Here is a 21,479-nt window from a genome sequence, read left to right as displayed (position 1 = left end):
CCGGCAGGAAACCTATACAAAGCTATCGCAAACGTTTGCTTAGGCTGTTAGAATTGTCGCCGTTCTGTTTTATTCATAAAAATGCAACCGCCTGGGAGCTACGCAGTGACCAACAAAACCTCTCTTAGCTATAAAGATGCTGGTGTCGATATTGATGCTGGCAATGCCTTAGTCAATCGTATCAAAGGTGTCGTAAAACAGACCCGTCGCCCCGAAGTGATGGGAGGATTAGGTGGTTTCGGTGCATTATGTGCCCTGCCACAGAAATATCGTGAACCAATATTGGTTTCCGGTACAGATGGCGTTGGTACCAAGCTGCGTCTGGCCATGGACTTGAAGCGCCATGATACTATCGGAATTGATTTGGTTGCCATGTGTGTCAATGATCTGGTTGTTCAGGGAGCTGAGCCTCTTTTCTTCCTTGATTACTATGCCACCGGCAAACTGGATGTCGACACAGCTGCCAGTGTCATTACGGGGATAGCAGAAGGCTGTAAACAAGCAGGCTGTGCATTGGTCGGTGGTGAAACAGCAGAAATGCCCGGTATGTATCACGGTGAAGATTATGATGTCGCTGGTTTTTGCGTCGGTGTTGTCGAAAAATCAGAAATTATTGATGGCAGTCAGGTGCAGGCTGGCGATGCACTGATTGCACTCGCGTCCAGTGGACCACACTCCAACGGCTACTCCCTGATCCGTAAAATCCTTGAGGTGAGTCAGGCAGATCCAGAGACAACTCAGCTCGAAGGGAAACCACTCGCAGACCATTTACTTGCCCCAACCCAAATTTACGTTAAATCAGTCCTTGAGCTGATCGAAAAAGTTGAGGTTCATGCGATTTCACATTTGACCGGTGGTGGCTTCTGGGAAAATATTCCCCGCGTTCTGCCAGAAAACATGCAGGCCAGAATCAATGCCGACAGTTGGCAATGGCCAGCAATTTTTACCTGGTTACAGCAAACAGGTAATGTCAGCGAGCACGAAATGTACCGCACATTTAACTGCGGAGTCGGTATGATAATCGCTCTTCCACAATCTCAGGCAGAACAGGCAATTTCATATCTGCAAGCATCAGGCGAAAATGCCTGGCAAATCGGTACAATTACCGAACGCCATGCCGATGATCAATCTGTTGTTATTTCAATATAAAGTTGCAATATAAAGTTACAATATAAATTATTAAATAAACATTCTGCCCAATTGATTTCAGGTTACAGCCAATCAAGCTGTAGCCTGAAAAAGATGTATCTTATGGCTTTCAAGTTGCAATGAAGACAAGCTATTCAGTGAAAACAAATCATTCAGCGAAAATAAATCATGAAAAAAATTGTCGTTTTAGTATCCGGCAATGGTAGTAATCTTCAATCTATCATAGACGCCTGCCAACAAAATCGAATTAATGGACGTATTGCGGCGGTTTTCAGTAATAATGCTGATGCCTATGGCCTGCAACGTGCTGAACAGGCAGATATCCCAGCCTACTTTATCAATCCGAAAGCCTATGGGGATCGTACAAGTTATGATATCGCCCTATTCAAAGCCATTGATCAATATGATCCAGATTTAGTGGTTTTAGCGGGTTATATGAGAATTTTATCGCCCGAATTTGTACAGCACTATTATGGACGCCTGCTCAATATCCATCCTTCTCTTTTGCCCAAATATCCTGGCCTGCATACCCATCGGAAAGCCATTGAAAACGGCGATAAAGAACATGGTACTTCTATCCATTTCGTTACTGAAGAATTAGATGGTGGCCCCATTATTTTACAAGCTAAAGTGCCGATTTTTGCAAGAGATAAAGAAGAGGATGTTATCGAACGTGTACAAACCCAAGAACACAGTATTTATCCTTTAGTCATCGGCTGGTTTTTAGATCAGCGTTTGGCAATGGAAGGCAATACAGCAATAATGGATGGCAAAGTTCTGCCACCACAAGGTTACGCATCGGAATAATCTAGGCTAGCAAATTTCAACTTACAGCTTTCTGTTACTGATTTTATTAGAGTATTTTTTAAGTGCTATGCTTCAGTGACACTTTACTGTAAGTTGCTATTTTTGATTGATTTATTTTTTACGCACGAGATGATTGGTTATTTATCAACCTAAAGATAAATCTAGTAATAATTATTTATTCGAACATTATTTAATATCAAATATATTTATACCCAATAGATTTCAATTTGATACGCAATGGTGAGAGAACAAACTTCCGGGAGCATAGCGAGTTATATGGCTTGGACAAGTAGGTGCAGCCAACAAAGCGGCGACTTGAAATCTGAAAGGTGTAAGCATGGTTTCATGCTTATACAATCCCTTAAAAAACACTGAGGTATCCAATGCCCAATGGTGCAGAAAGCCCATCTGTAAACTTGCGTCCCCTTGAACGGGAAGACCTCCCTTTTGTTCACCAGCTTGATAACAATGCTAGTGTCATGCGTTATTGGTTTGAAGAACCTTATGAAGCCTTTGTTGAATTATGCGACCTCTATGACAAGCATATTCATGATCAAAATGAGCGCCGCTTTATCATCGAAAGCCTGAACTCCAAAGTTGGGCTGGTGGAATTAGTCGAGATTGATTATGTCCACCGTCGTGCTGAATTCCAGATTATCATCGCCCCAGCCTATCAAGGACAAGGCTACGCAACAGTGGCCGCCAAACTGGCGATGGAATACGCTTTTGCTGTTTTGAATCTTTACAAACTGTATTTGATTGTTGATAAAGAGAATACGAAAGCAATTCATATATACAATAAATTGGGATTCCACATTGAAGGCGAATTAATCGATGAATTTTTCGTAAACGGCTCTTATCATACAGTTATTAGGATGTGTACTTTCCAACACCACTATTTCGCCAATAAAGCCCGTAAAGCTCAGACCAGCACATCGGCTCATCAAACGCTAACCATCAAGCCAGATGGAAAACCAAATGGAGCAGTAAGGAGTAGTAATGTCCCACGATCGCCTTTATACCGAAAAAGAACTCAGCTGGCTCTCTTTCAACGAGCGTGTACTTCAGGAAGCGGCTGACAAAAGTAACCCGCTGATTGAAAGAATGAGGTTTTTAGGGATCTACTCCAATAATTTGGATGAGTTTTATAAAGTTCGTTTTGCTGATGTAAAGCGACGCATTCTTATCAGTGAAGAACGGGGTTCAGCCACTGGTTCCCGCCAATTATTGAGAAAGATTCAGGCTAAGGTTGTCAAAATTGATCAAGAATTCGATGCCCTCTATAACGATCTGCTGCTGGAAATGGCACGTAATCAAATTTTCTTGATCAACGAACGTCAGATATCCCCGAATCAACAAATCTGGCTGCGGCAATATTTTCGTCAGCATTTACGGCCACACATAACACCAATTGTCATCAACTCAGAAACCAATTTGGTTGAGTTTTTAAAGGATGATTATACCTATTTGGCCGTTGAAATTATCCGTGGGCAAGAAACGCAATATGCTTTGTTGGAAATTCCATCCGATAAAGTCCCGCGTTTTGTCAATCTACCCCCAGAGATGCCTAAAAAACGCAAGTCAATGATATTACTTGATAATATTCTGCGTTACACACTGGATGAAATTTTCAAGGGATTTTTCGATTATGATACGTTGAACGTCTACTCAATGAAAATGACCCGCGATTCCGAATATGACCTTGCAACAGAAATGGAATCCAGTCTGCTGGAACTGATGTCTTCCACATTGAAGCAAAGACTGACTGCGGAGCCTGTACGGTTTGTCTATCAGCGTGATATGCCTGATGAAATGGTGGAACTACTGCGCAGCAAGCTGGGGTTATCGAATGATGACTCTGTGATTGCAGGTGGTCGCTATCATAACTTTAAAGATTTCATCAAATTTCCCAATGAAGGAAACCGGAACCTTCTGAACAAACCCATACCGCGGCTGCGCCATACTTGGTTTGACCATTTCCGCAACGGATTCGACGCTATCCGTGAAAGGGATGTCCTGCTTTATTATCCTTACCACACGTTCGAGCATGTGCTGGAATTACTGCGTCAGGCGTCTTTCGATCCTAGTGTGCTTTCAATCAAGATTAATATCTACCGCGTCGCAAAAGACTCACGCATTATTGATTCCATGATTCATGCGGCACATAACGGCAAGAAAGTGACTGTAGTGGTGGAATTGCAAGCACGCTTTGACGAAGAAGCTAATATCCATTGGGCAAAACGCCTGACTGAAGCGGGAGTACATGTTATTTTCTCCGCCCTGGGCCTGAAAATTCACGCAAAACTCTTCATTATTTCACGGCTGGAAGGTGAAGAAATTATTCGTTACGCCCATATAGGTACGGGAAATTTCAACGAAAAAACAGCACGCCTCTATACTGATTATTCTCTGCTGACTGCCAACCCCGAAGTCACTAATGAAGTTCGTCGGGTATTTAACTTTATTGAAAACCCTTATCGGCCTGTCACATTTAATAATTTAATGGTATCGCCCCAAAATTCACGCTCCATGCTCAATCGACTGATTACTCAGGAAATCGAGAATGCACAGGCTGGTGAATTGGCGGGGATCACTCTGAAAGTCAACAACCTTGTAGATAAGGAGTTGGTGGATCGCCTATATGATGCCTCTGAAGCTGGTGTCAAAATCCGCATTCTTGTACGTGGCATGTGCTCTTTGGTTCCTAATCAATCCGGCTTTAGTGAAAACATTCAAGTCACCAGTATTGTGGATCGTTTCCTGGAGCACGATCGCGTTTATGTTTTCACTAACAAAGGCAATGAAAAAGTTTTCCTTTCTTCAGCCGACTGGATGACCCGCAACATTGACCATCGCATTGAAGTGGCTGTTTGCCTGCTCGATCCTCTTCTGAAACAACAGGTTATGGATATCCTTGAATTGCAGTTCAGTGATACCGTCAAAGCACGATATATTGATAAGGAATTGAGCAATCACTATGTTCCACGAGGAAATAAGCGTAAAATCCGCGCGCAGCTTGCTGTTTATGATTATTTGAAAAACCTCGAACAACCGGAACCAAGGGCCTGATTTATGCCGTTAAAACACGATACCCCGATGCCCAAACCCCAAGAAATTGCCACTATTGATTTGGGTTCCAATAGCTTCCATATGGTAATCGCCCGTATTGTTAATGGCGCACTACAGGTTATTGGGCGTTTAAAGAAGCGGGTTTATCTTGCCGATGGTTTAAACAATAAAAATGAATTAAGCGAAGAAGCCATAAGCCGTGGCCTGAATTGCCTTTCTCTGTTTGCAGAACGATTACAGGGCTTTTCCGCCGATAATGTCTGTTTAGTGGGAACGCATAGCTTACGTGAAGCCACCAACGTACAAGAATTTTTGAAACGGGCAAAAGAAGTTATCCCCTACCCAATTGAAATCATCTCTGGTCATGAAGAAGCCCGTCTGATTTTTATGGGCGTTGAGCATACGCAACCAGAAAAAGGCCGGAAGCTGGTGATTGATATTGGTGGAGGTTCCACTGAATTAGTCATCGGTGAAGACTTCGAACCTCTATTAATTGAAAGCCGCCGTATGGGCTGTGTTAGTTTTGCCCGTCAATTCTTCCCGGACGGTGTAATTAATGAACATAACTTTCGCCGGGCGCGACTCCAGGCAGCACAAAAACTGGAAAATCTCGTCTGGCAATTTCGGACAAAAGGCTGGGATTTTGCCTTGGGCGCATCGGGAACTATCAAGGCAGTACACGAACTGTTGGTGGAATTGGATGAGAAAGATGGACTAATTACGCCAGAGCGTTTAAATATGCTGGTAGAACGAGTCCTGAAATACAGAGATTTCACAGCACTGGAATTGCCGGGATTATCCGATGACCGCAAACAAACTTTTGTTTCCGGGCTATCAATATTGTGTGGCATTTTCGATGCTTTAAATATTCAGGAATTACGCCTGTCTCATGGTGCATTGCGGGAAGGTGTACTTTACGAAATGGAGGATCGTTTCCGTCATCAGGATATTCGCCAGCGAACTGCCAAAAGCCTTGCTGAGCACTATAATATCGATCGGGAACAGGCAGACCGAGTTTGGTGTACTGCTAGAAACCTTTATAACCAATGGGCAGCACAAAATCCCAAACGAGTACATCCACAACTAGAGTCAATTCTACTTTGGGCAGCCATGCTGCATGAGGTTGGTTTAAGCATCAATCTGAGTGGCTTGCAACGGCATTCTGCTTATATCCTGCAAAACACCGATCTGCCGGGGTTCAACCAAGAACAACAATCATTGTTGGCAACACTGGTTCGCTATCACCGCAAAGCGGTTAAAGTACATGAGCATCCCCGCTTCTATTTGTACAAGAAAAAACAGTATCTTCCCATGCTCAAGATATTGCGATTGGCAACTTTGTTGAACAACCAACGCCAATCTACCACAACACCGGATACATTAAGACTAGAAACCGATCACGGTCATTGGATACTCTATCTGCCCAAAAATTATTTAGCACAAAATGCCCTCGTGTTGCTCGATCTGGAGAAAGAGCAAAGCTACTGGCGTGACGTGACTGGTTGGAAATTATACATTGAAGAGGAATCGACTTAACGATATCGCGTTATGAAAAAGAACAAGAAAACGGTTCAAATTATAAAATTAATACTGTTTGTCAGCTTCTTAATGTTATTTGGGCGCTTTATCTATTCATTTATGGCAGCATTGGAACATTATCTGCAAACACAACAGTAATCGGTGAAATATCTCAGTAGCCCAAAAACAGAATATAATACCCAATAACACACAAATTTATGGCGATATTATTACAATCGCCTAATTTTTTGCCCTATTTTCTGCCTTAAAGGTGCTCCATGTCACAACCAACCTTTACACCTGATAATCCAACTGTTGCCAGCCAATATTCCCAAAAGCTGGCACATGTTCGTCAACGTCTGCTTTCACTATTTATCCACGATAAGCTATTTGTCGATACATTATTGGGTCAAGCTGATGAATATTCAGCTATCAGTGACGAACAATTATTGGAGAAAATAGAGGAAGTCAGTGCGCTGCTGACCAGTCTGCATGCAGCCGATATTGCCGATATTCTGGAGGCTTTGCCTTATGATGAGCGTCTCGCTTTATGGCGTTTGATCGACAGTAACCATCGTGGTGAGGTTTTGGTAGAAGCCTCTATTCCCGTTTGGGATAATCTGATCAAAGATATGTCTGATGTTGAGCTGTTACGCACCATTGGTAAGCTACATGTAGATGAACAGGCTTATATTGCAGAATATCTCCCCCGTGATACCACTCGCCGCCTGCTGACCTATCTGGAACCGAGCCAACGCAATCGCATCCGAGAAGTATTACAGTACCATAAAGATAGTATCGGTCAGATGATGGATTTCGAATTTTTGACAGTACGAGGCAATGTTACACTCAGCACCGTTCAGCGTTTTTTACGCACCAGAGGCTCAATTCCTGAAACGACAGATAAAATCTTTGTAATTGATCGCAAGAATCGTCTTCAAGGAGAGCTGCTCCTCACAACCTTACTGCTCAATGCACCAGACAGATTGGTATCCGAAGTCATGAATATGGATACCGTTACTTTCTCACCAGAGCAAAAAGGTGAAGATGCCGCCAGTGCATTTGAACGTTACGACTTGATTTCTGCCGCCGTAGTGGACAATAACGGGCGCTTAATGGGACGCCTGACTGTTGAAGATATCGTTGATACCTTAAATGAAGAAACTGACACCAATATCCGCCGAATGGGGGGCTTAAGCCGCGAAGAGGATGTTTTTGCTCCTGTTGGTCAGGCGGTAAAAACTCGTTGGACATGGCTTGCCATAAACTTATGTACCGCTTTTGTTGCTTCACGCGTAATTGGTTTATTTGAACATACCATTTCCCAGCTCGTTGCCCTTGCAACCTTAATGCCTATCGTGGCAGGCATCGGCGGCAATACTGGTAACCAGACCATCACCATGATCGTCCGTGCGCTGGCACTTCATCAAATCCAAACTGGCAGCTTTTCTTACCTGTTATTGAGAGAGCTGGGTGTTGCCGTTATCAATGGCATTATCTGGGGTGGAATCATGGGCGTCATCACTTACCTGCTCTATGGTGACCTTGCCATGGGATGTGTCATGACGATGGCAATGGTATTGAACTTATTGATGGCAGCACTGATGGGAGTATTGATACCCTTTATTATGATGAAATTGGGCAGAGATCCAGCAATTGGCTCCAGCGTGATGATTACCGCAATTACAGATACAGGCGGATTCTTTATCTTTTTAGGATTGGCGACGCTATTTCTGGTTTAGTTCTGATATAGACCCCATTAAACAAAAACTCAAAAACGCCGATTAAAACATCGGCGTTTTTTGTCATTTATGGCTTTAGCCAGTTTAAGAAGCTTATGTTTCTTAACATAAAACCACCTGCTATGCGGGTGGTTATGATTAATAGGCTTTAACTATTAATAGTCTCTTTCGTACCAAATAATATCTTTACAAGTGACAACTCAATAATTGTCGTATCACGACATTCAATGGAATAATACAATTCCTGCGCCCCAGATTGGGCTGTACGATAGAAATCAAATTTCAGATTCAGCGTTTCATTATCTTTTTGACATAACCTCCATATTTTCTTCATTATTGACTAATTCCCATTGGTTACACTAATAATATATTTTTGCATCTATTTTGGCATAAGATGCTACATGACTGATTACTGTCATTACATTAAGAGAATGTCGAGCAAATGAATAACGAAAGCCGTTCCTACTTTTTCCGTCTCGCTGCGGCGCTAACCGTGATCGTCGCGGTAGTTTTCTTTACGTGGAAATATTTCAACGCACCTTCATCATCAGATAACTCTCAGGGTTCAGAGTCAAAACGGAATTTAAACAATCCAATCCATCCTCCCGTACAGGTAGCAACGGCTGAAATCAAATCTGTACCTCATTATTTAGGCGGATTAGGAACGGTTATGGCGGCAAACACAGTGACTGTTACCAGCCAAGTGGAAGGTCAGTTAATGGCTTTACATTTTAATGAAGGCCAGTATGTCAAAAAAGACGATTTACTGGCGGAAATCGATCCTCGTCCCCTGAAAGTCAAGCTGGCAAGAGCGCAGGGGCAATATGCCAAAGATCAGGCAACGTTGACTAATGCAAAACAGGATTTGCTCCGCTTTCAGCAATTGGCGAAAAATAAACTTATCTCCCAGCAGGATCTGGATAAGCAAACCTCTTTGGTTCGTCAGAGTGAAGCCAGCGTGAAAGCCACCCAATCCGATATTGATGAAGCCAAATTAAAATTGGCATACAGCCGTATTACGGCACCTATTTCTGGTCGCGTCGGATTAAAACGCATTGATGTCGGCAATTATGTGTCTGGTGCGGGAGCAACTCCCATTGTAGTCATTACACAAGTTGATCCCATCAATGTGCTGTTTTCCCTGCCTGAAAACGATATTAGCACTGTGTTAAAGGCTCAGAAAGATCACGAAAATGTCGCTGTCATCGCGTGGGATCGCAATAATCAACAGCAATTGGCACAAGGAAAACTATTCAGTATCGATAATCAAATTGATGTAACTACTGGCACAATCAAGATGAAAGCTCAGTTTGATAATCAAAGTAATGTGCTGTTCCCTAATCAATTCGTCAATATCCAGATGAAGGTTAATACACTGAATAATGTCGTTGTTATTCCAACGGCTGGATTACAAATGGGAAATAGCGGTAATTTTGTCTGGAAAATAAGTAAAGACAATAAAGTCGGTAAACACAAGGTCATTGCAGGACTGCAAAATAATCAGTTGGTGGTCATCAATAGTGGCCTGTCAGCAGGTGATCGCGTCGTTACTGATGGCATTGACAGTCTGACCGAAGGTGCCAAAGTTGAGATTGTCAAACCCTTGGCAATTGAATCACTTGATGCAGATAAAAATAAGAAGAATTCAGAACAATCAAACGGTAAGGTGGAGAACTCCTAATGCAACCTGATTCTTCAATGACAGGCGGAGGGCCATCACGCCTGTTTATCCTGCGTCCTGTTGCTACGACGCTATTTATGGTTGCGATCTTACTGGCCGGGATAATTGGTTATCGGATGCTGCCAGTTTCTGCATTGCCGCAAGTCGATTATCCAACAATTCAAGTGGTAACACTGTATCCCGGCGCCAATCCGGATGTGATGACATCCGCCGTTACCGCTCCGCTGGAAAAACAGTTTGGTCAGATGTCCGGCTTAAAACAAATGTCATCCAGAAGTTCTGGTGGAGCTTCTGTTATCACGCTGGTATTCCAGCTCTCATTGCCCTTGGATGTGGCAGAGCAGGATGTGCAGGCGGCGATCAATTCAGCCAGTAATCTATTGCCGGAAGATCTGCCTTATCCGCCAATTTACAGCAAAGTCAATCCGGCTGATCCTCCCATATTGACACTGGCTGTAACGTCTGATGCCCTGCCGATGACTCAGGTGCAAGATATGGTGGAAACCCGCGTAGCACAGCGTATTTCTCAAGTCAGTGGTGTCGGTTTGGTCACTTTAGCAGGTGGGCAGCGCCCTGCTGTACGTGTGAAATTGAATGCACAGGCCGTAGCTTCACAAGGATTAGATAGTGATATTATCCGTTCTGCTATCATGAAAGCCAACGTAAATTCGGCAAAAGGCAGTTTTGACGGGCCAACCCGCTCCATTACTATATCCACCAACGATCAAATGAAATCTATTGATGATTACCGCAATTTAATCGTAGCCTACAAAAATAATGCTCCGGTTCGCCTGCGTGATGTCGCCACCATTGAACAGGGTGTGGAAAATAGTAAATTGGGCGCATGGGCAAATGAGAAGCCGGCCATCGTTATTAATGTTCAACGCCAACCCGGAGCGAATGTTATTGAGACTACAGATAATATTCATACCATGCTGCCAGAATTGATCAGCAGCCTGCCCAAATCCGTCAATGTAGAGCTACTGACAGACCGCACGATTTCGATCCGCAATTCAGTCAAAGATGTTCAATTTGAACTGTTACTGGCTATCGCACTGGTCGTCATGGTGATTTACCTATTTTTGCGCAATGTCACTGCAACCTTGATCCCCAGTATTGCAGTACCGCTTTCGCTGGTAGGTACATTCGTCGTTATGTATTTTTGCGGCTTTTCCGTTAATAACCTCACTTTAATGGCGTTAACCGTTGCAACCGGCTTTGTTGTGGATGATGCTATTGTCGTTATAGAAAATATTTCTCGTTATATCGAACGGGGAGAAAAGCCTCTGGCTGCTGCACTGAAAGGGGCGGGAGAAATCGGCTTTACGATTATTTCCCTGACTTTTTCATTAATTGCCGTCTTGATCCCTCTGTTGTTTATGGGAGATATTGTCGGTCGGCTGTTCAGGGAATTCGCCATTACCCTTGCTGTTGCCATTTTAATTTCTGCTGTTGTGTCATTGACGCTAACGCCGATGATGTGCGCAAGAATGCTAAAACCCGAAGCCAATACTAAACACAATCGCTTCGAACAGGCATGCGAGCGTTTTTTCGAACGCATGATTGCAACATATGCTGTTTTCCTGAAACGAGTGCTAAATCACCCTTGGATTACACTGGGTGTTACATTCAGCACATTGGCTCTGACTGCCCTGCTCTATGTCGTGATCCCCAAAGGATTCTTTCCCCTGCAAGACAACGGGCTGATTCAGGGCACACTGGAAGCACCACAATCCATTTCGTTCAATGCAATGGCAGATAAACAGCGGCAAGTCACGACGCTGTTATTAAAAGATCCCGCTGTGGATAATGTCACGACATTTATCGGTGTTGATGGTAATAATCCAACCTTGAATAATGCGCGTCTTCAAATCACGTTGAAACCACTCAGCCAACGTGACGATCCCATTGACGAAGTCATTCCACGTTTACAGGCGCGCATTGCCAAAGTCCCTGATGTCACACTGTACCTACAACCAACACAGGATTTGACAATTGATACCCAATTATCACGCACGCAATATCAGTTTACATTGCAGGCTACTTCACTTGATGAACTCGCTGTCTGGGTTCCTAAATTGCAAAATGCCCTGAAACAACGACCAGAGTTGGTGGATATCGGTAACAATTGGCAAAATCAAGGGTTAGTGGCTTATCTCCATGTAAATCGAGATATGGCCAGTCGGTTTGGGATCTCTATGGCTGCGGTGGATAATGCCTTGTATAACGCTTTTGGCCAACGCCTGATTTCGACCATTTACACTCAATCAAATCAGTATCGCGTCATCCTTGAGCAAGATACGAAGAATGCTCAGGGGCTGGAAGCGCTGAATAATCTTTATCTGACCGGTAATGATGGAAAAATGGTACCTCTCAATACCATTGCCACCGTCAAACAGCGGCTGGGGAATTTGTCTATCGATCATCTACAACAATTTCCTTCCGCCACTTTTTCATTCAACGTTGCGAAAGGTTCTTCCCTTGAACAAGCAGTCAATGCCGTCAATGAGGCAGAACGGGCGATCCAAATGCCCAAAGACATCATTACGCAATTTCAGGGAGCAACGCTGGCATTCCAAGATGCACTCAGTAATACCCTTTGGCTAATTCTGGCTGCTGTCGTCGCCATGTATATCGTACTCGGTATATTGTACGAAAGTTTTATTCATCCCGTTACAATCTTGTCAACCTTACCTACCGCAGGTGTTGGTGCATTGCTGGCTTTGATGATCGGTGGCTATGAATTAGATATTATCGCCGTCATTGGGATCATTCTCTTGATCGGCATTGTGAAGAAAAATGCCATCATGATGATTGATTTTGCTCTGGCGGCAGAGCGGGAAAAAGGAATGCCTCCTTATGAGGCCATTTACCAAGCCTGTTTGTTGCGTTTCAGGCCAATCTTGATGACAACAATGGCAGCGCTGCTGGGAGCATTGCCACTGATGTTGAGTACCGGTATCGGTGCAGAGCTGCGCCGTCCTTTAGGCGCAAGCATGGTCGGGGGCCTGATCATGAGCCAGATTCTAACCTTGTTCACAACTCCCGTTATTTATCTGCTGTTTGATAAGCTAGCATGCTATTACCGAAAAAACGGCAAAGATAAGCAAATAAGGCTTGATAAATCCTCAATTAATCATCAGGAGCCGCTGTGAAATTCTTCGCCCTATTTATTCAGCGGCCAGTTGCTACAACATTACTGAGTGTAGCCATCACTCTCTGTGGTGCATTCAGTTTTTTCTTGCTGCCTGTGTCACCACTGCCACAAATTGATTTTCCCGTGATAACGGTTCGTGCCTCCATGCCCGGCGCGTCACCAGAAACTATGGCATCCTCAGTGACGACGCCTCTGGAACGTGCATTGGGTCGGATTTCAGGGGTAAAAGAGATGTCTTCCGCCAGCTCACTGGGGGCCTCTTTTATTTATCTGGAGTTCAATCTCAACCGGGATATCAACGGTGCGGCACGGGATGTTCAAGCGGCCATCAATGCCGCACAAAGCTTATTGCCTTCCGGTATGCCAAGCAAACCGAGATATTATAAAGCCAATTTGTCAGATGCCCCGATTATGATTTTAACCCTCACCTCTGACAATTATAGTGAGGGACAATTGTATGATCTTGCTTCTACCAGATTGGCCCAAAGAATTTCTCAGACGGAAGGCGTCAGTAAAGTCAGTATCGGCGGTAGTTCATTACCGGCAATACGTGTTGAACTAAACCCGAATTCACTTTTCAATCAAGGTGTTTCTCTCAACGATGTCGGTAATGCCATCAATAATGCCAATGTCCAATTTCCAACGGGACATATTGATTCCGATAAACAGATTTGGCAACTACGTACCAATGACGAACTGAAAACCCCTGACAGTTACCGCTCGATTATTGTGCATTATAATAATGGAGCCCCTGTCAGGTTGCAGGATGTCGCAAATGTTAAGAACTCTGTCGAGGATATTCGCGCAGCAGGTATGTCCGGAAATAAGTCTGCTATTGTTCTTATTATCCGTCGTGAAGCGGGTGCAAATATTATCTCAACCGTTCAACGCATTCGTGAGCAACTTCCTAATCTGCAAGCATCTTTACCCGCCAATATTCAGCTAAATATTGCTCAGGATCGTTCACCGGCTATTCAAACTTCTCTGCAAGAAGTAAAAAGTGCACTAGCGATTGCCGTCGCCTCGGTGATTCTGGTCGTGTTCCTGTTTTTACGTTCTGGCCGAGCGACATTGATTCCGGCAATTGCCGTTCCGGTATCACTGATTGGCACCTTTACCGCCATGTATTTATGTGGTTTCAGTTTGAACAACCTCTCTTTGATGGCATTAACCATTGCCACTGGATTTGTTGTCGATGATGCCATTGTGGTACTGGAGAATATTTCCCGCCACCTGAATGCTGGGTTAAAACCCATGCAAGCCGCTCTCAAAGGGGTCAGAGAAGTTGGTTTCACTGTATTGGCTATGAGCCTGTCACTCGTTGCAGTATTTATTCCCCTCGTATTAATTGATGAGTTACTCGGCAGATTATTCCGGGATTTTGCGGTCACACTTACAACCGCCATCGGGATTTCTTTGTTCATTTCACTGACCTTGACTCCAATGATGTGTGCTTACTTGCTCAAATCCACACCAGCAAACACACAGAAGCAGACACTGGGGTTCGGGAAGGTATTGCTGAGAATTCAGCAAGGCTATGGCCGTTCATTGAAATGGATACTCAATCATACTCGTTGGGTATTGTTGGCATTACTTGGCATTATTGCCCTGAATATCTGGCTCTATGTCAGTATCCCAAAAACACTTTTCCCTAAACAAGATACGGGGAAAATGCTGGGTTTTGTGATTGCTGACCAAAGTATTTCATTTCAAGCCATGCGTGAAAAAGTGAAACGCTTTATGCAGGTCGTCAATGACGATCCATCCGTGGATAATGTTGTGGGTTCTACTGGTGGTGACAGCATCAATACAGGCTCTATGTTTATTTCTCTGAAGCCATTGAAAGAACGTACCGAAAGTATCCAGCAAGTTATTACCCGCTTAAGAAGCAAACTGACCAATGAAGCAGGAGCACGCTTATATTTAGTTCCTGTTCAAGATCTAAGAAGCGGAGGACGGGGAGCTAAATCAACTTATCAGTTTAATTTACTGTCTGATGATTTTGGCGAGCTGCGTAAATGGAGTCCTATTGTCAAGAAAGCATTGGAAAAAATACCTCAATTGGTAGATGTCAATGCTGATGACGATGAAGAGGCTAAAGCTGCTGAAATAGCGATTACCTATGATCGTGATGTTATGGCTCATTTGGGCATTAATGTTGCCGAGGCAAATAATTTGCTCAACAACGCTTTTGGACAGAGGCAAGTTTCCACGATTTACGAACCGCTGAATCAATACAGAGTAGTCATGGAAGTTGCTCCGCAATATAACCAAGATCCCAGCGCGCTGGAGAAAATGTTTGTCATTAATAGCAAGGGAGAACGCATTCCCCTCTCCTACTTTGCACAGTGGTATCCTTCTAATGCACCATTGGACGTTTATCATCAGGGGCTTTCAGCTTCTTCTACTATTGCGTTTGATGTGGCACCCGGCTATACGTTGTCCGATGCAATCAGTGCAATAGAAAGAACAATAACAGAACTGGGTGTTCCTTCAGCAGTGCGTAGCTCTTTCGCTGGTACAGCACAGGATTTCCAAGAGAGCGAGCACTCCCAATTACTGGTGATCCTTGCTGCCATCGTCACTGTTTATCTGGTGCTCGGAGTGCTCTATGAAAGTTACATCCATCCTCTGACAATTCTTTCTACCCTGCCTTCTGCGGGAATAGGTGCTTTATTGGCTCTGGAACTGTTCAATACTCCATTTAGCCTAATTGCTATGATTGGAATTATGCTGTTGGTCGGTATTGTCAAGAAAAACGCCATTATCATGGTGGATTTTGCCCTTGAAGCACAACGAAGCGGCAAACTCAGTGCCCAGGAAGCGATTTTTCAGGCTAGTTTATTGCGATTCCGTCCGATCATGATGACGACGTTCTCTGCTCTGGCGGGTGCTTTACCTTTGGTACTGAGCAATGGAGATGGGGCTGAATTACGCTTCCCGCTGGGGATCACTATTGTTGGTGGTCTGGTGATGAGTCAACTTCTCACTCTGTATACCACTCCGGTTGTGTATCTGTTTTTTGACCGATTGCGTGAAAAATGGCGTCATCATCAGGCAACACTCAACATCTCCCTATCTCGGGTAACTGAGTCAAAATGAAATACATGATAAAAACGGGGATCAGAACTAAACTTTTCCTGGCAATTTTTGCTACTTGTATGCTGGTGTTGGTCACAATGCACTGGGGAGTTCACGTCAGTTTTCAGCATGGCTTTATTGGCTATATCAAACAAAATAGCCGAATGCAGGCTAATAGGCTGGCAGAAGTATTAACAGAACAATACCAGAAACAAGGTAATTGGCATTTTCTGACTCAAAATGATCGAGCGATATTTCAAATTATCCGCACGATTGAACAGGATAACTATCTCCGTCAGAAAACCAAATCTCATGGCTTGCGCCCCCAATTTTGGATTGTTGACGCTCGAATGAATCGTTTAGTGGGGCACTCTAGTGATATTCCAGCGGGGAGTTATCGCAAATCAGTCACCTATCAAAATAAGACTGTCGGTTGGGTCATTGTCAGCCCATCTGACAAAATTACTCGTCAGGCCGACATTAGTTTCGCCCACCAGCAGCAATACACCAGTTGGATTATTGCAGGTTTTTCAACTTTATTGGCACTGATCGCCACTTTTCTTTTCTCCCGTGGTCTTTTAAGACCCGTTAAGCGGTTAGTGGAAGGTACACATAAACTCGCAGCAGGTGATTTCACTGTTCGCGTCATCCCATCCAGTAAAGATGAAATCGGCAAATTAGCATCAGATTTTAACCAGCTTGCCTGTACGCTGGAAAAAAATGAACAAATGCGCCGTGATTACATGGCCGATATCTCCCATGAACTACGCACCCCACTTTCTGTTTTGCGCGGTGAGCTGGAAGCGTTGCAAGATGGCTTGCGGAAGCCAACACAAGAAACTATCCATTCTTTGCTCACAGAAGTGGCTACCCTGACAAAGCTGGTAGACGATTTGCATTTATTATCCCTTTCTAATCGGGGTTCACTGGCCTATAGGAAAGAATCTATTAATGTCAGTGAATTACTGCAAATATCCGTGGCAAATTATCGTGGCCGCTTTGCAGATAAACAAATCTCTTTAAAATTGAATTTAAAAGAAAACGTGACCTTATTTGCAGATCCCAATCGACTGACACAATTATTTCACAATTTGCTGGAAAATAGCCTGCGTTACACCAATGAGCACGGAAAAGTGATTATTAGTGCATGTTCAGATCAGCAAAAATGGATATTCGATTTACAGGATAGTGCTCCCGGACTGACTGTTGAGCAATGCCAGCGGGTTTTTGAGCGTTTTTACCGATGTGAATCTTCCCGTAACCGTGCAAGCGGTGGTTCAGGGCTTGGGCTGGCAATTTGCTATAATATCGTTGAAGCCCATGATGGAATAATTCGTGCAGAAATATCACCTTTAGGCGGTATTAAAATTCACGTAGTATTACCGCTGATTAAATCGTCTGAACTTGAAACATAATGAGTACACATCTTACACAAAATACCGTTCTAATCGTTGAAGATGAACCAAAGTTGGGGCAATTGCTGGTTGATTATCTACAATCCGCAGATTATCAAACCCAATGGCTCACACATGGTGATGAAGTCATCGCTCATGTTCAAAAATACCAACCCCATATTATTTTGCTTGATCTTATGCTGCCCGGCCTTGATGGATTGTCGATCTGTCGGGAAATCCGTAAGTTTTCAGATATTCCGATCGTAATAATGACAGCAAAAACAGAGGAGATTGACCGGTTACTCGGTCTGGAAATTGGAGCTGACGATTATATCTGCAAACCGTACAGCCCACGAGAAATAGTCGCCAGAGTAAAAGTAATTTTGCGTCGTTGCTACCGCCCAAAAGATATCATTAGTGAGCAAAACTCACTGACCATTGATGAAAACCACTTTCAGGCTCGTTATCTTGAACAAGTGCTTGAGCTAACTCCGGTTGAATTCCGCTTGCTCAAAATTATGTCCACTCAACCAGGACGTGTTTTTTCTCGTGATCAGTTATTGGATAATCTTTATAACGATCACCGCATTGTGAATGACCGTACTATTGATAGTCACATTAAAAATTTACGCAGGAAACTGGAACAATTGGATGAGGATAAATCTTTTATCCGCTCCATTTATGGATTGGGTTATCGATGGGAAGCAGAAATCTGCCGTTTGATGTAACGATATTCAGCGCAACCGATTTTTATTGAGTACTATTTGCAACATTTTCACAGTAACTGACATTAATAATAATGTCAGTTACTGTTGAGATTGTATATTTATGTTGAGACTATATGCTTAAGCTCTTTTATGATCGATCAAGCCCGAAATAACAGCGAGTAACAGCGCCATCAAGGCTAATAAACCACCTGCCAGATTGAGGGTTATGTAGCCATAATTAGATGCAATAATCACACCACCCAGCCATGCACCGACTGCATTGCCCAAATTAAAAAACCCAATATTAACAGAAGAAACAAGGTTAGGTGCGCCGGCTTCCTGAGCTTTATCCATCACCAAACGCTGGATTGGCGATACTGTAGCAAAGCCACACGCTGCCATTAGAAATATACTCAAACAGGCAATGAATTGATTGTCGCCATAAAGCCAAAAAACAAACAAAATAAAGGACTGTAGCCCCAGAGTCCAATACAGCAATGGCATCATTGCCTTATCGGCAAGTTTCCCACCAACAATATTGCCAAAGAAAAAACCTAGCCCCAAAACCAACAGAATCCATGTTATTGCACTCTCAGAGAACCCAGCAATATTGATCATCAATGGAGCAATATAGGTAATAGTTATGAAAAATGCAGCAGGACCCAGAACGGTAATCCCCATAGCCAGAAGGACATGGATATTGGTGAAAGCCAACAATTCCTTTTTGATACTGGTGGGCGCTTTTTGGTCAAATTTAGGTAATAACTTTAAAATCCCAAATAATGCAATAATGCCAATGACAGTAATTATTGCAAAAGTGACGCGCCAGGAAATTGCTTTCCCTATCCATGTTCCAAGCGGGATACCAACCAAATTGGCCACTGTCATTCCGCTAAACATAAATGCGATAGCGGTAGTTCTTTTATTTTCCGGCACCAGCTCAGCAGCAATAATAGCACCGATTCCCATAAAAGCACCGTGGGTCAAAGAGGCCACAATTCGACCGATAATTGCCAGATAAAATGTCGGGGAAAAAGTAGTCAGCGCATTTCCGATAATAAATAATATCATTAACACGGAAAGCATCTTTTTCCTTTCTATGCGTCCCCCTAATATTATTAGAACAGGTGCTCCAACAAATACACCAAGTGCATAACTGGTTACCATATACCCCGCAGTTGGTATTGAAATACTAAATTCAAGTGCGATTTCAGGAAGTAAACCAGCGACAATAAATTCGGTTGTAGCGATTCCAAATGTCGCTATGGCTAAAGCCCAAATAGCTGCCGGCATGCGGAACTCCTAATGAGAAGCTGAATTAATCAGGTTATTATTGTTACGGTGTGTAATTATCTCTGAATGAGAGATACTTTAATATATTCGTGCAGTATCCAATTTGAAAGTAATTGTAAATTAATCGACAAATACAAAATAGTCATCATGCTCTATAAAATAGAGGAACGGGAGATAAATTTTTTATAAAACTCTTACTTATTCGAAATTCAAGCTAAAATCAAGCTGATAATTACCCAATCAGGAGGATTTCTTATCTTATTTTATCCTGAAAACCCAGAATCACCAGAACCAAGTCAACATGAGCATGTCCATAGATGTATAGACGGATAGATGTTTTCAATCAGTTTTATGCGGGACGTAGCATCATTATATTTCCATAATATATTTGTGCTAATGATGGTATAAGCGCTAAAATCCCCCTCCTTTAAACCTTACCCTTAGTAATGATAATGAAGTCTGGGTAAGGGCTGACTTGAACTCAGACCGAGAACGTTAAAAATATGTTTACTCCAGAATTACTTTCTCCTGCCGGCTCTTTGAAAAACATGCGTTACGCATTCGCTTATGGTGCAGATGCCATTTATGCCGGACAACCCCGCTATAGCCTGCGTGTTCGCAATAATGAATTTAACCATGAAACATTGGCGCAGGGCATAAAGGAAGCTCACGATTTGGGTAAGCGTTTTTATGTCGTCGTCAATATCGCACCACATAACGCAAAGCTGAAAACTTTTATCCGTGATTTAAAACCTGTCGTGGAAATGGGGCCTGATGCGTTGATTATGTCTGATCCGGGCTTGATTATGATGGTACGTGAAGCATTTCCTGAAATAGATATTCATCTTTCAGTTCAAGCCAATGCTGTAAACTGGGCCACTGTAAAATTCTGGAAACAGATGGGACTGACGCGAGTCATCCTCTCCCGTGAACTCTCACTGGAGGAAATCGCTGAAATCCGCCAGCAAGTACCTGATATGGAACTTGAGATTTTTGTACATGGCGCACTGTGTATGGCTTATTCCGGTCGCTGCCTGTTATCGGGTTATATCAATAAACGCGATCCCAATCAGGGTACATGCACCAATGCCTGCCGCTGGGAGTACAATGTGCAGGAAGGCAAAGAAGACACTGTCGGTAATATTGTCCATATGCACGACCCTATCCCTGTCAAAAATATTGAGCCAACACTGGGTCAAGGCGCGCCAACAGATAAAGTATTCATGATAGAAGAAGCCAAACGTCCTGGCGAATATATGTCAGCGTTTGAAGATGAACATGGTACTTATATTATGAACTCCAAGGACTTACGTGCCATTGAACATGTGGAAAGATTAACAAAGATGGGTGTTCACTCGTTGAAAATCGAAGGCCGTACCAAATCTTTCTATTATTGCGCCCGTACCGCTCAAGTATATCGCCGTGCCATAGATGATGCCGTTGCCGGAAAGCCTTTCGACCCAACGTTAATGACTACACTGGAGGGTTTGGCACACCGCGGCTATACAGAAGGCTTTCTGCGACGCCATACTCATGATGCCTACCAAACCTATGAATATGGCTATTCAGTATCAGACACTCAACAATTTGTTGGAGAACTTACTGGTAATCGAGTCAATGGCTTGGCTGAAGTCGCCGTAAAGAATAAATTTCTTGTTGGGGATAATCTGGAACTCATGACGCCATCGGGCAATATTAACTTCACGTTAGAATCCATGACAAATAAAAAAGGCCAAATAATAGAAGTTGCACCAGGTGATGGACACATCGTTTATCTTCTTATTCCTGAAGAAATCGAGCTGGATTATGCTTTACTTGTCCGGAAATTAAAAAGCGGTAATACCAGGACACCTCATCCACAAGAATTACAAGTGAAATAAT

12 protein-coding genes and 1 pseudogene are annotated in these 21,479 nt (G+C 43.3%); 12 read left to right on the top strand and 1 reads right to left on the bottom strand.

The features are described 5' to 3' along the window. The first annotated feature begins 105 nt into the window (after positions 1-105). From purM to baeR, 11 genes and pseudogenes are all read left to right on the top strand, one after another. Complete coding sequence (purM, locus tag BM135_RS02035; RefSeq protein ID WP_092517503.1) at positions 106-1,149, top strand: phosphoribosylformylglycinamidine cyclo-ligase; 1,044 nt, start codon at positions 106-108, stop codon at positions 1,147-1,149. A gap of 168 nt (positions 1,150-1,317) precedes the next feature. Beyond that, positions 1,318-1,956 carry a phosphoribosylglycinamide formyltransferase gene (gene purN, locus BM135_RS02030; protein ID WP_092517335.1) on the top strand — a complete coding sequence of 213 codons (639 nt, stop codon included), beginning with the start codon at positions 1,318-1,320 and terminating at the stop codon, positions 1,954-1,956. Positions 1,957-2,339: 383 nt separating this feature from the next. Further along, a pseudogene (gene speG / locus BM135_RS02025) lies at positions 2,340-2,879 on the top strand (spermidine N1-acetyltransferase); the annotation flags it as partial. 76 nt (positions 2,880-2,955) lie between these two features. Beyond that, positions 2,956-5,025 carry a polyphosphate kinase 1 gene (ppk1, locus tag BM135_RS02020; protein ID WP_092517334.1) on the top strand — a complete coding sequence of 690 codons (2,070 nt, stop codon included), beginning with the start codon at positions 2,956-2,958 and terminating at the stop codon, positions 5,023-5,025. 3 nt (positions 5,026-5,028) lie between these two features. Next, positions 5,029-6,561, top strand: coding sequence for an exopolyphosphatase (gene ppx / locus BM135_RS02015; RefSeq protein WP_092517333.1), 1,533 nt, complete (start codon positions 5,029-5,031; stop codon positions 6,559-6,561). A 260-nt stretch (positions 6,562-6,821) separates the two neighbouring features. Continuing rightward, entirely contained in the window at positions 6,822-8,285 is a 1,464-nt protein-coding gene (gene mgtE, locus BM135_RS02010; RefSeq protein ID WP_092517332.1) for a magnesium transporter, read from the top strand. 442 nt (positions 8,286-8,727) lie between these two features. Next, positions 8,728-9,966 (top strand): MdtA/MuxA family multidrug efflux RND transporter periplasmic adaptor subunit, encoded by a 1,239-nt coding sequence (locus BM135_RS02000; RefSeq protein WP_092517330.1) that lies wholly within the window; start codon positions 8,728-8,730, stop codon positions 9,964-9,966. Continuing rightward, positions 9,966-13,121, top strand: coding sequence for an MdtB/MuxB family multidrug efflux RND transporter permease subunit (locus BM135_RS01995; RefSeq protein WP_092517329.1), 3,156 nt, complete (start codon positions 9,966-9,968; stop codon positions 13,119-13,121). Before BM135_RS02000 ends, BM135_RS01995 begins: the two co-directional genes overlap by 1 nt. Next, positions 13,118-16,225, top strand: a complete 3,108-nt coding sequence (mdtC, locus tag BM135_RS01990) for a multidrug efflux RND transporter permease subunit MdtC (protein WP_092517328.1) — start codon at positions 13,118-13,120, stop codon at positions 16,223-16,225. The genes BM135_RS01995 and mdtC overlap by 4 nt, the downstream gene beginning before the upstream one ends. Positions 16,226-16,233: 8 nt before the next feature. Next, on the top strand, positions 16,234-17,619 hold the full coding sequence (gene baeS / locus BM135_RS01985; protein ID WP_175485913.1) for an envelope stress sensor histidine kinase BaeS: 1,386 nt from the start codon (positions 16,234-16,236) through the stop codon (positions 17,617-17,619). Continuing rightward, the gene (baeR, locus tag BM135_RS01980; protein ID WP_092517326.1) at positions 17,619-18,326 is read left to right on the top strand and encodes an envelope stress response regulator BaeR; all 708 of its coding nucleotides are present in this window, start codon (positions 17,619-17,621) and stop codon (positions 18,324-18,326) included. The genes baeS and baeR overlap by 1 nt, the downstream gene beginning before the upstream one ends. Positions 18,327-18,443: 117 nt before the next feature. On the opposite strand, the gene BM135_RS01975 is transcribed toward baeR, so the two are convergent. After that, on the bottom strand, positions 18,444-19,598 hold the full coding sequence (locus BM135_RS01975; RefSeq protein ID WP_092517324.1) for an MFS transporter: 1,155 nt from the start codon (positions 19,596-19,598) through the stop codon (positions 18,444-18,446). A gap of 503 nt (positions 19,599-20,101) precedes the next feature. On the opposite strand from BM135_RS01975, the gene trhP reads away from it, so the two are divergent. Further along, positions 20,102-21,478, top strand: a complete 1,377-nt coding sequence (gene trhP, locus BM135_RS01970) for a prephenate-dependent tRNA uridine(34) hydroxylase TrhP (protein ID WP_092517322.1) — start codon at positions 20,102-20,104, stop codon at positions 21,476-21,478. Position 21,479: the final 1 nt, after the last annotated feature.

This window comes from Xenorhabdus japonica (assembly GCF_900115195.1).
In the GTDB taxonomy this organism is placed as follows: Bacteria; Pseudomonadota; Gammaproteobacteria; order Enterobacterales; family Enterobacteriaceae; genus Xenorhabdus; species Xenorhabdus japonica.
The sequence above is the reverse complement of the archived record's forward strand: the minus strand, read 5'-3'. Positions and strand labels throughout refer to the sequence as shown.

Bases quoted from the DNA above. Each gene is read 5' to 3' on its own strand.
- BM135_RS01975 (WP_092517324.1), bottom strand. From the start codon at position 19,598: ATGCCGGCAGCTATTTGGGCTTTAGCCATAGCGACATTTGGAATCGCT.
- trhP (WP_092517322.1), top strand. From the start codon at position 20,102: ATGTTTACTCCAGAATTACTTTCTCCTGCCGGCTCTTTGAAAAACATG.
- BM135_RS01995 (WP_092517329.1), top strand. From the start codon at position 9,966: ATGCAACCTGATTCTTCAATGACAGGCGGAGGGCCATCACGCCTGTTT.
- ppx (WP_092517333.1), top strand. From the start codon at position 5,029: ATGCCGTTAAAACACGATACCCCGATGCCCAAACCCCAAGAAATTGCC.
- baeR (WP_092517326.1), top strand. From the start codon at position 17,619: ATGAGTACACATCTTACACAAAATACCGTTCTAATCGTTGAAGATGAA.
- BM135_RS02000 (WP_092517330.1), top strand. From the start codon at position 8,728: ATGAATAACGAAAGCCGTTCCTACTTTTTCCGTCTCGCTGCGGCGCTA.
- mgtE (WP_092517332.1), top strand. From the start codon at position 6,822: ATGTCACAACCAACCTTTACACCTGATAATCCAACTGTTGCCAGCCAA.
- purN (WP_092517335.1), top strand. From the start codon at position 1,318: ATGAAAAAAATTGTCGTTTTAGTATCCGGCAATGGTAGTAATCTTCAA.
- ppk1 (WP_092517334.1), top strand. From the start codon at position 2,956: ATGTCCCACGATCGCCTTTATACCGAAAAAGAACTCAGCTGGCTCTCT.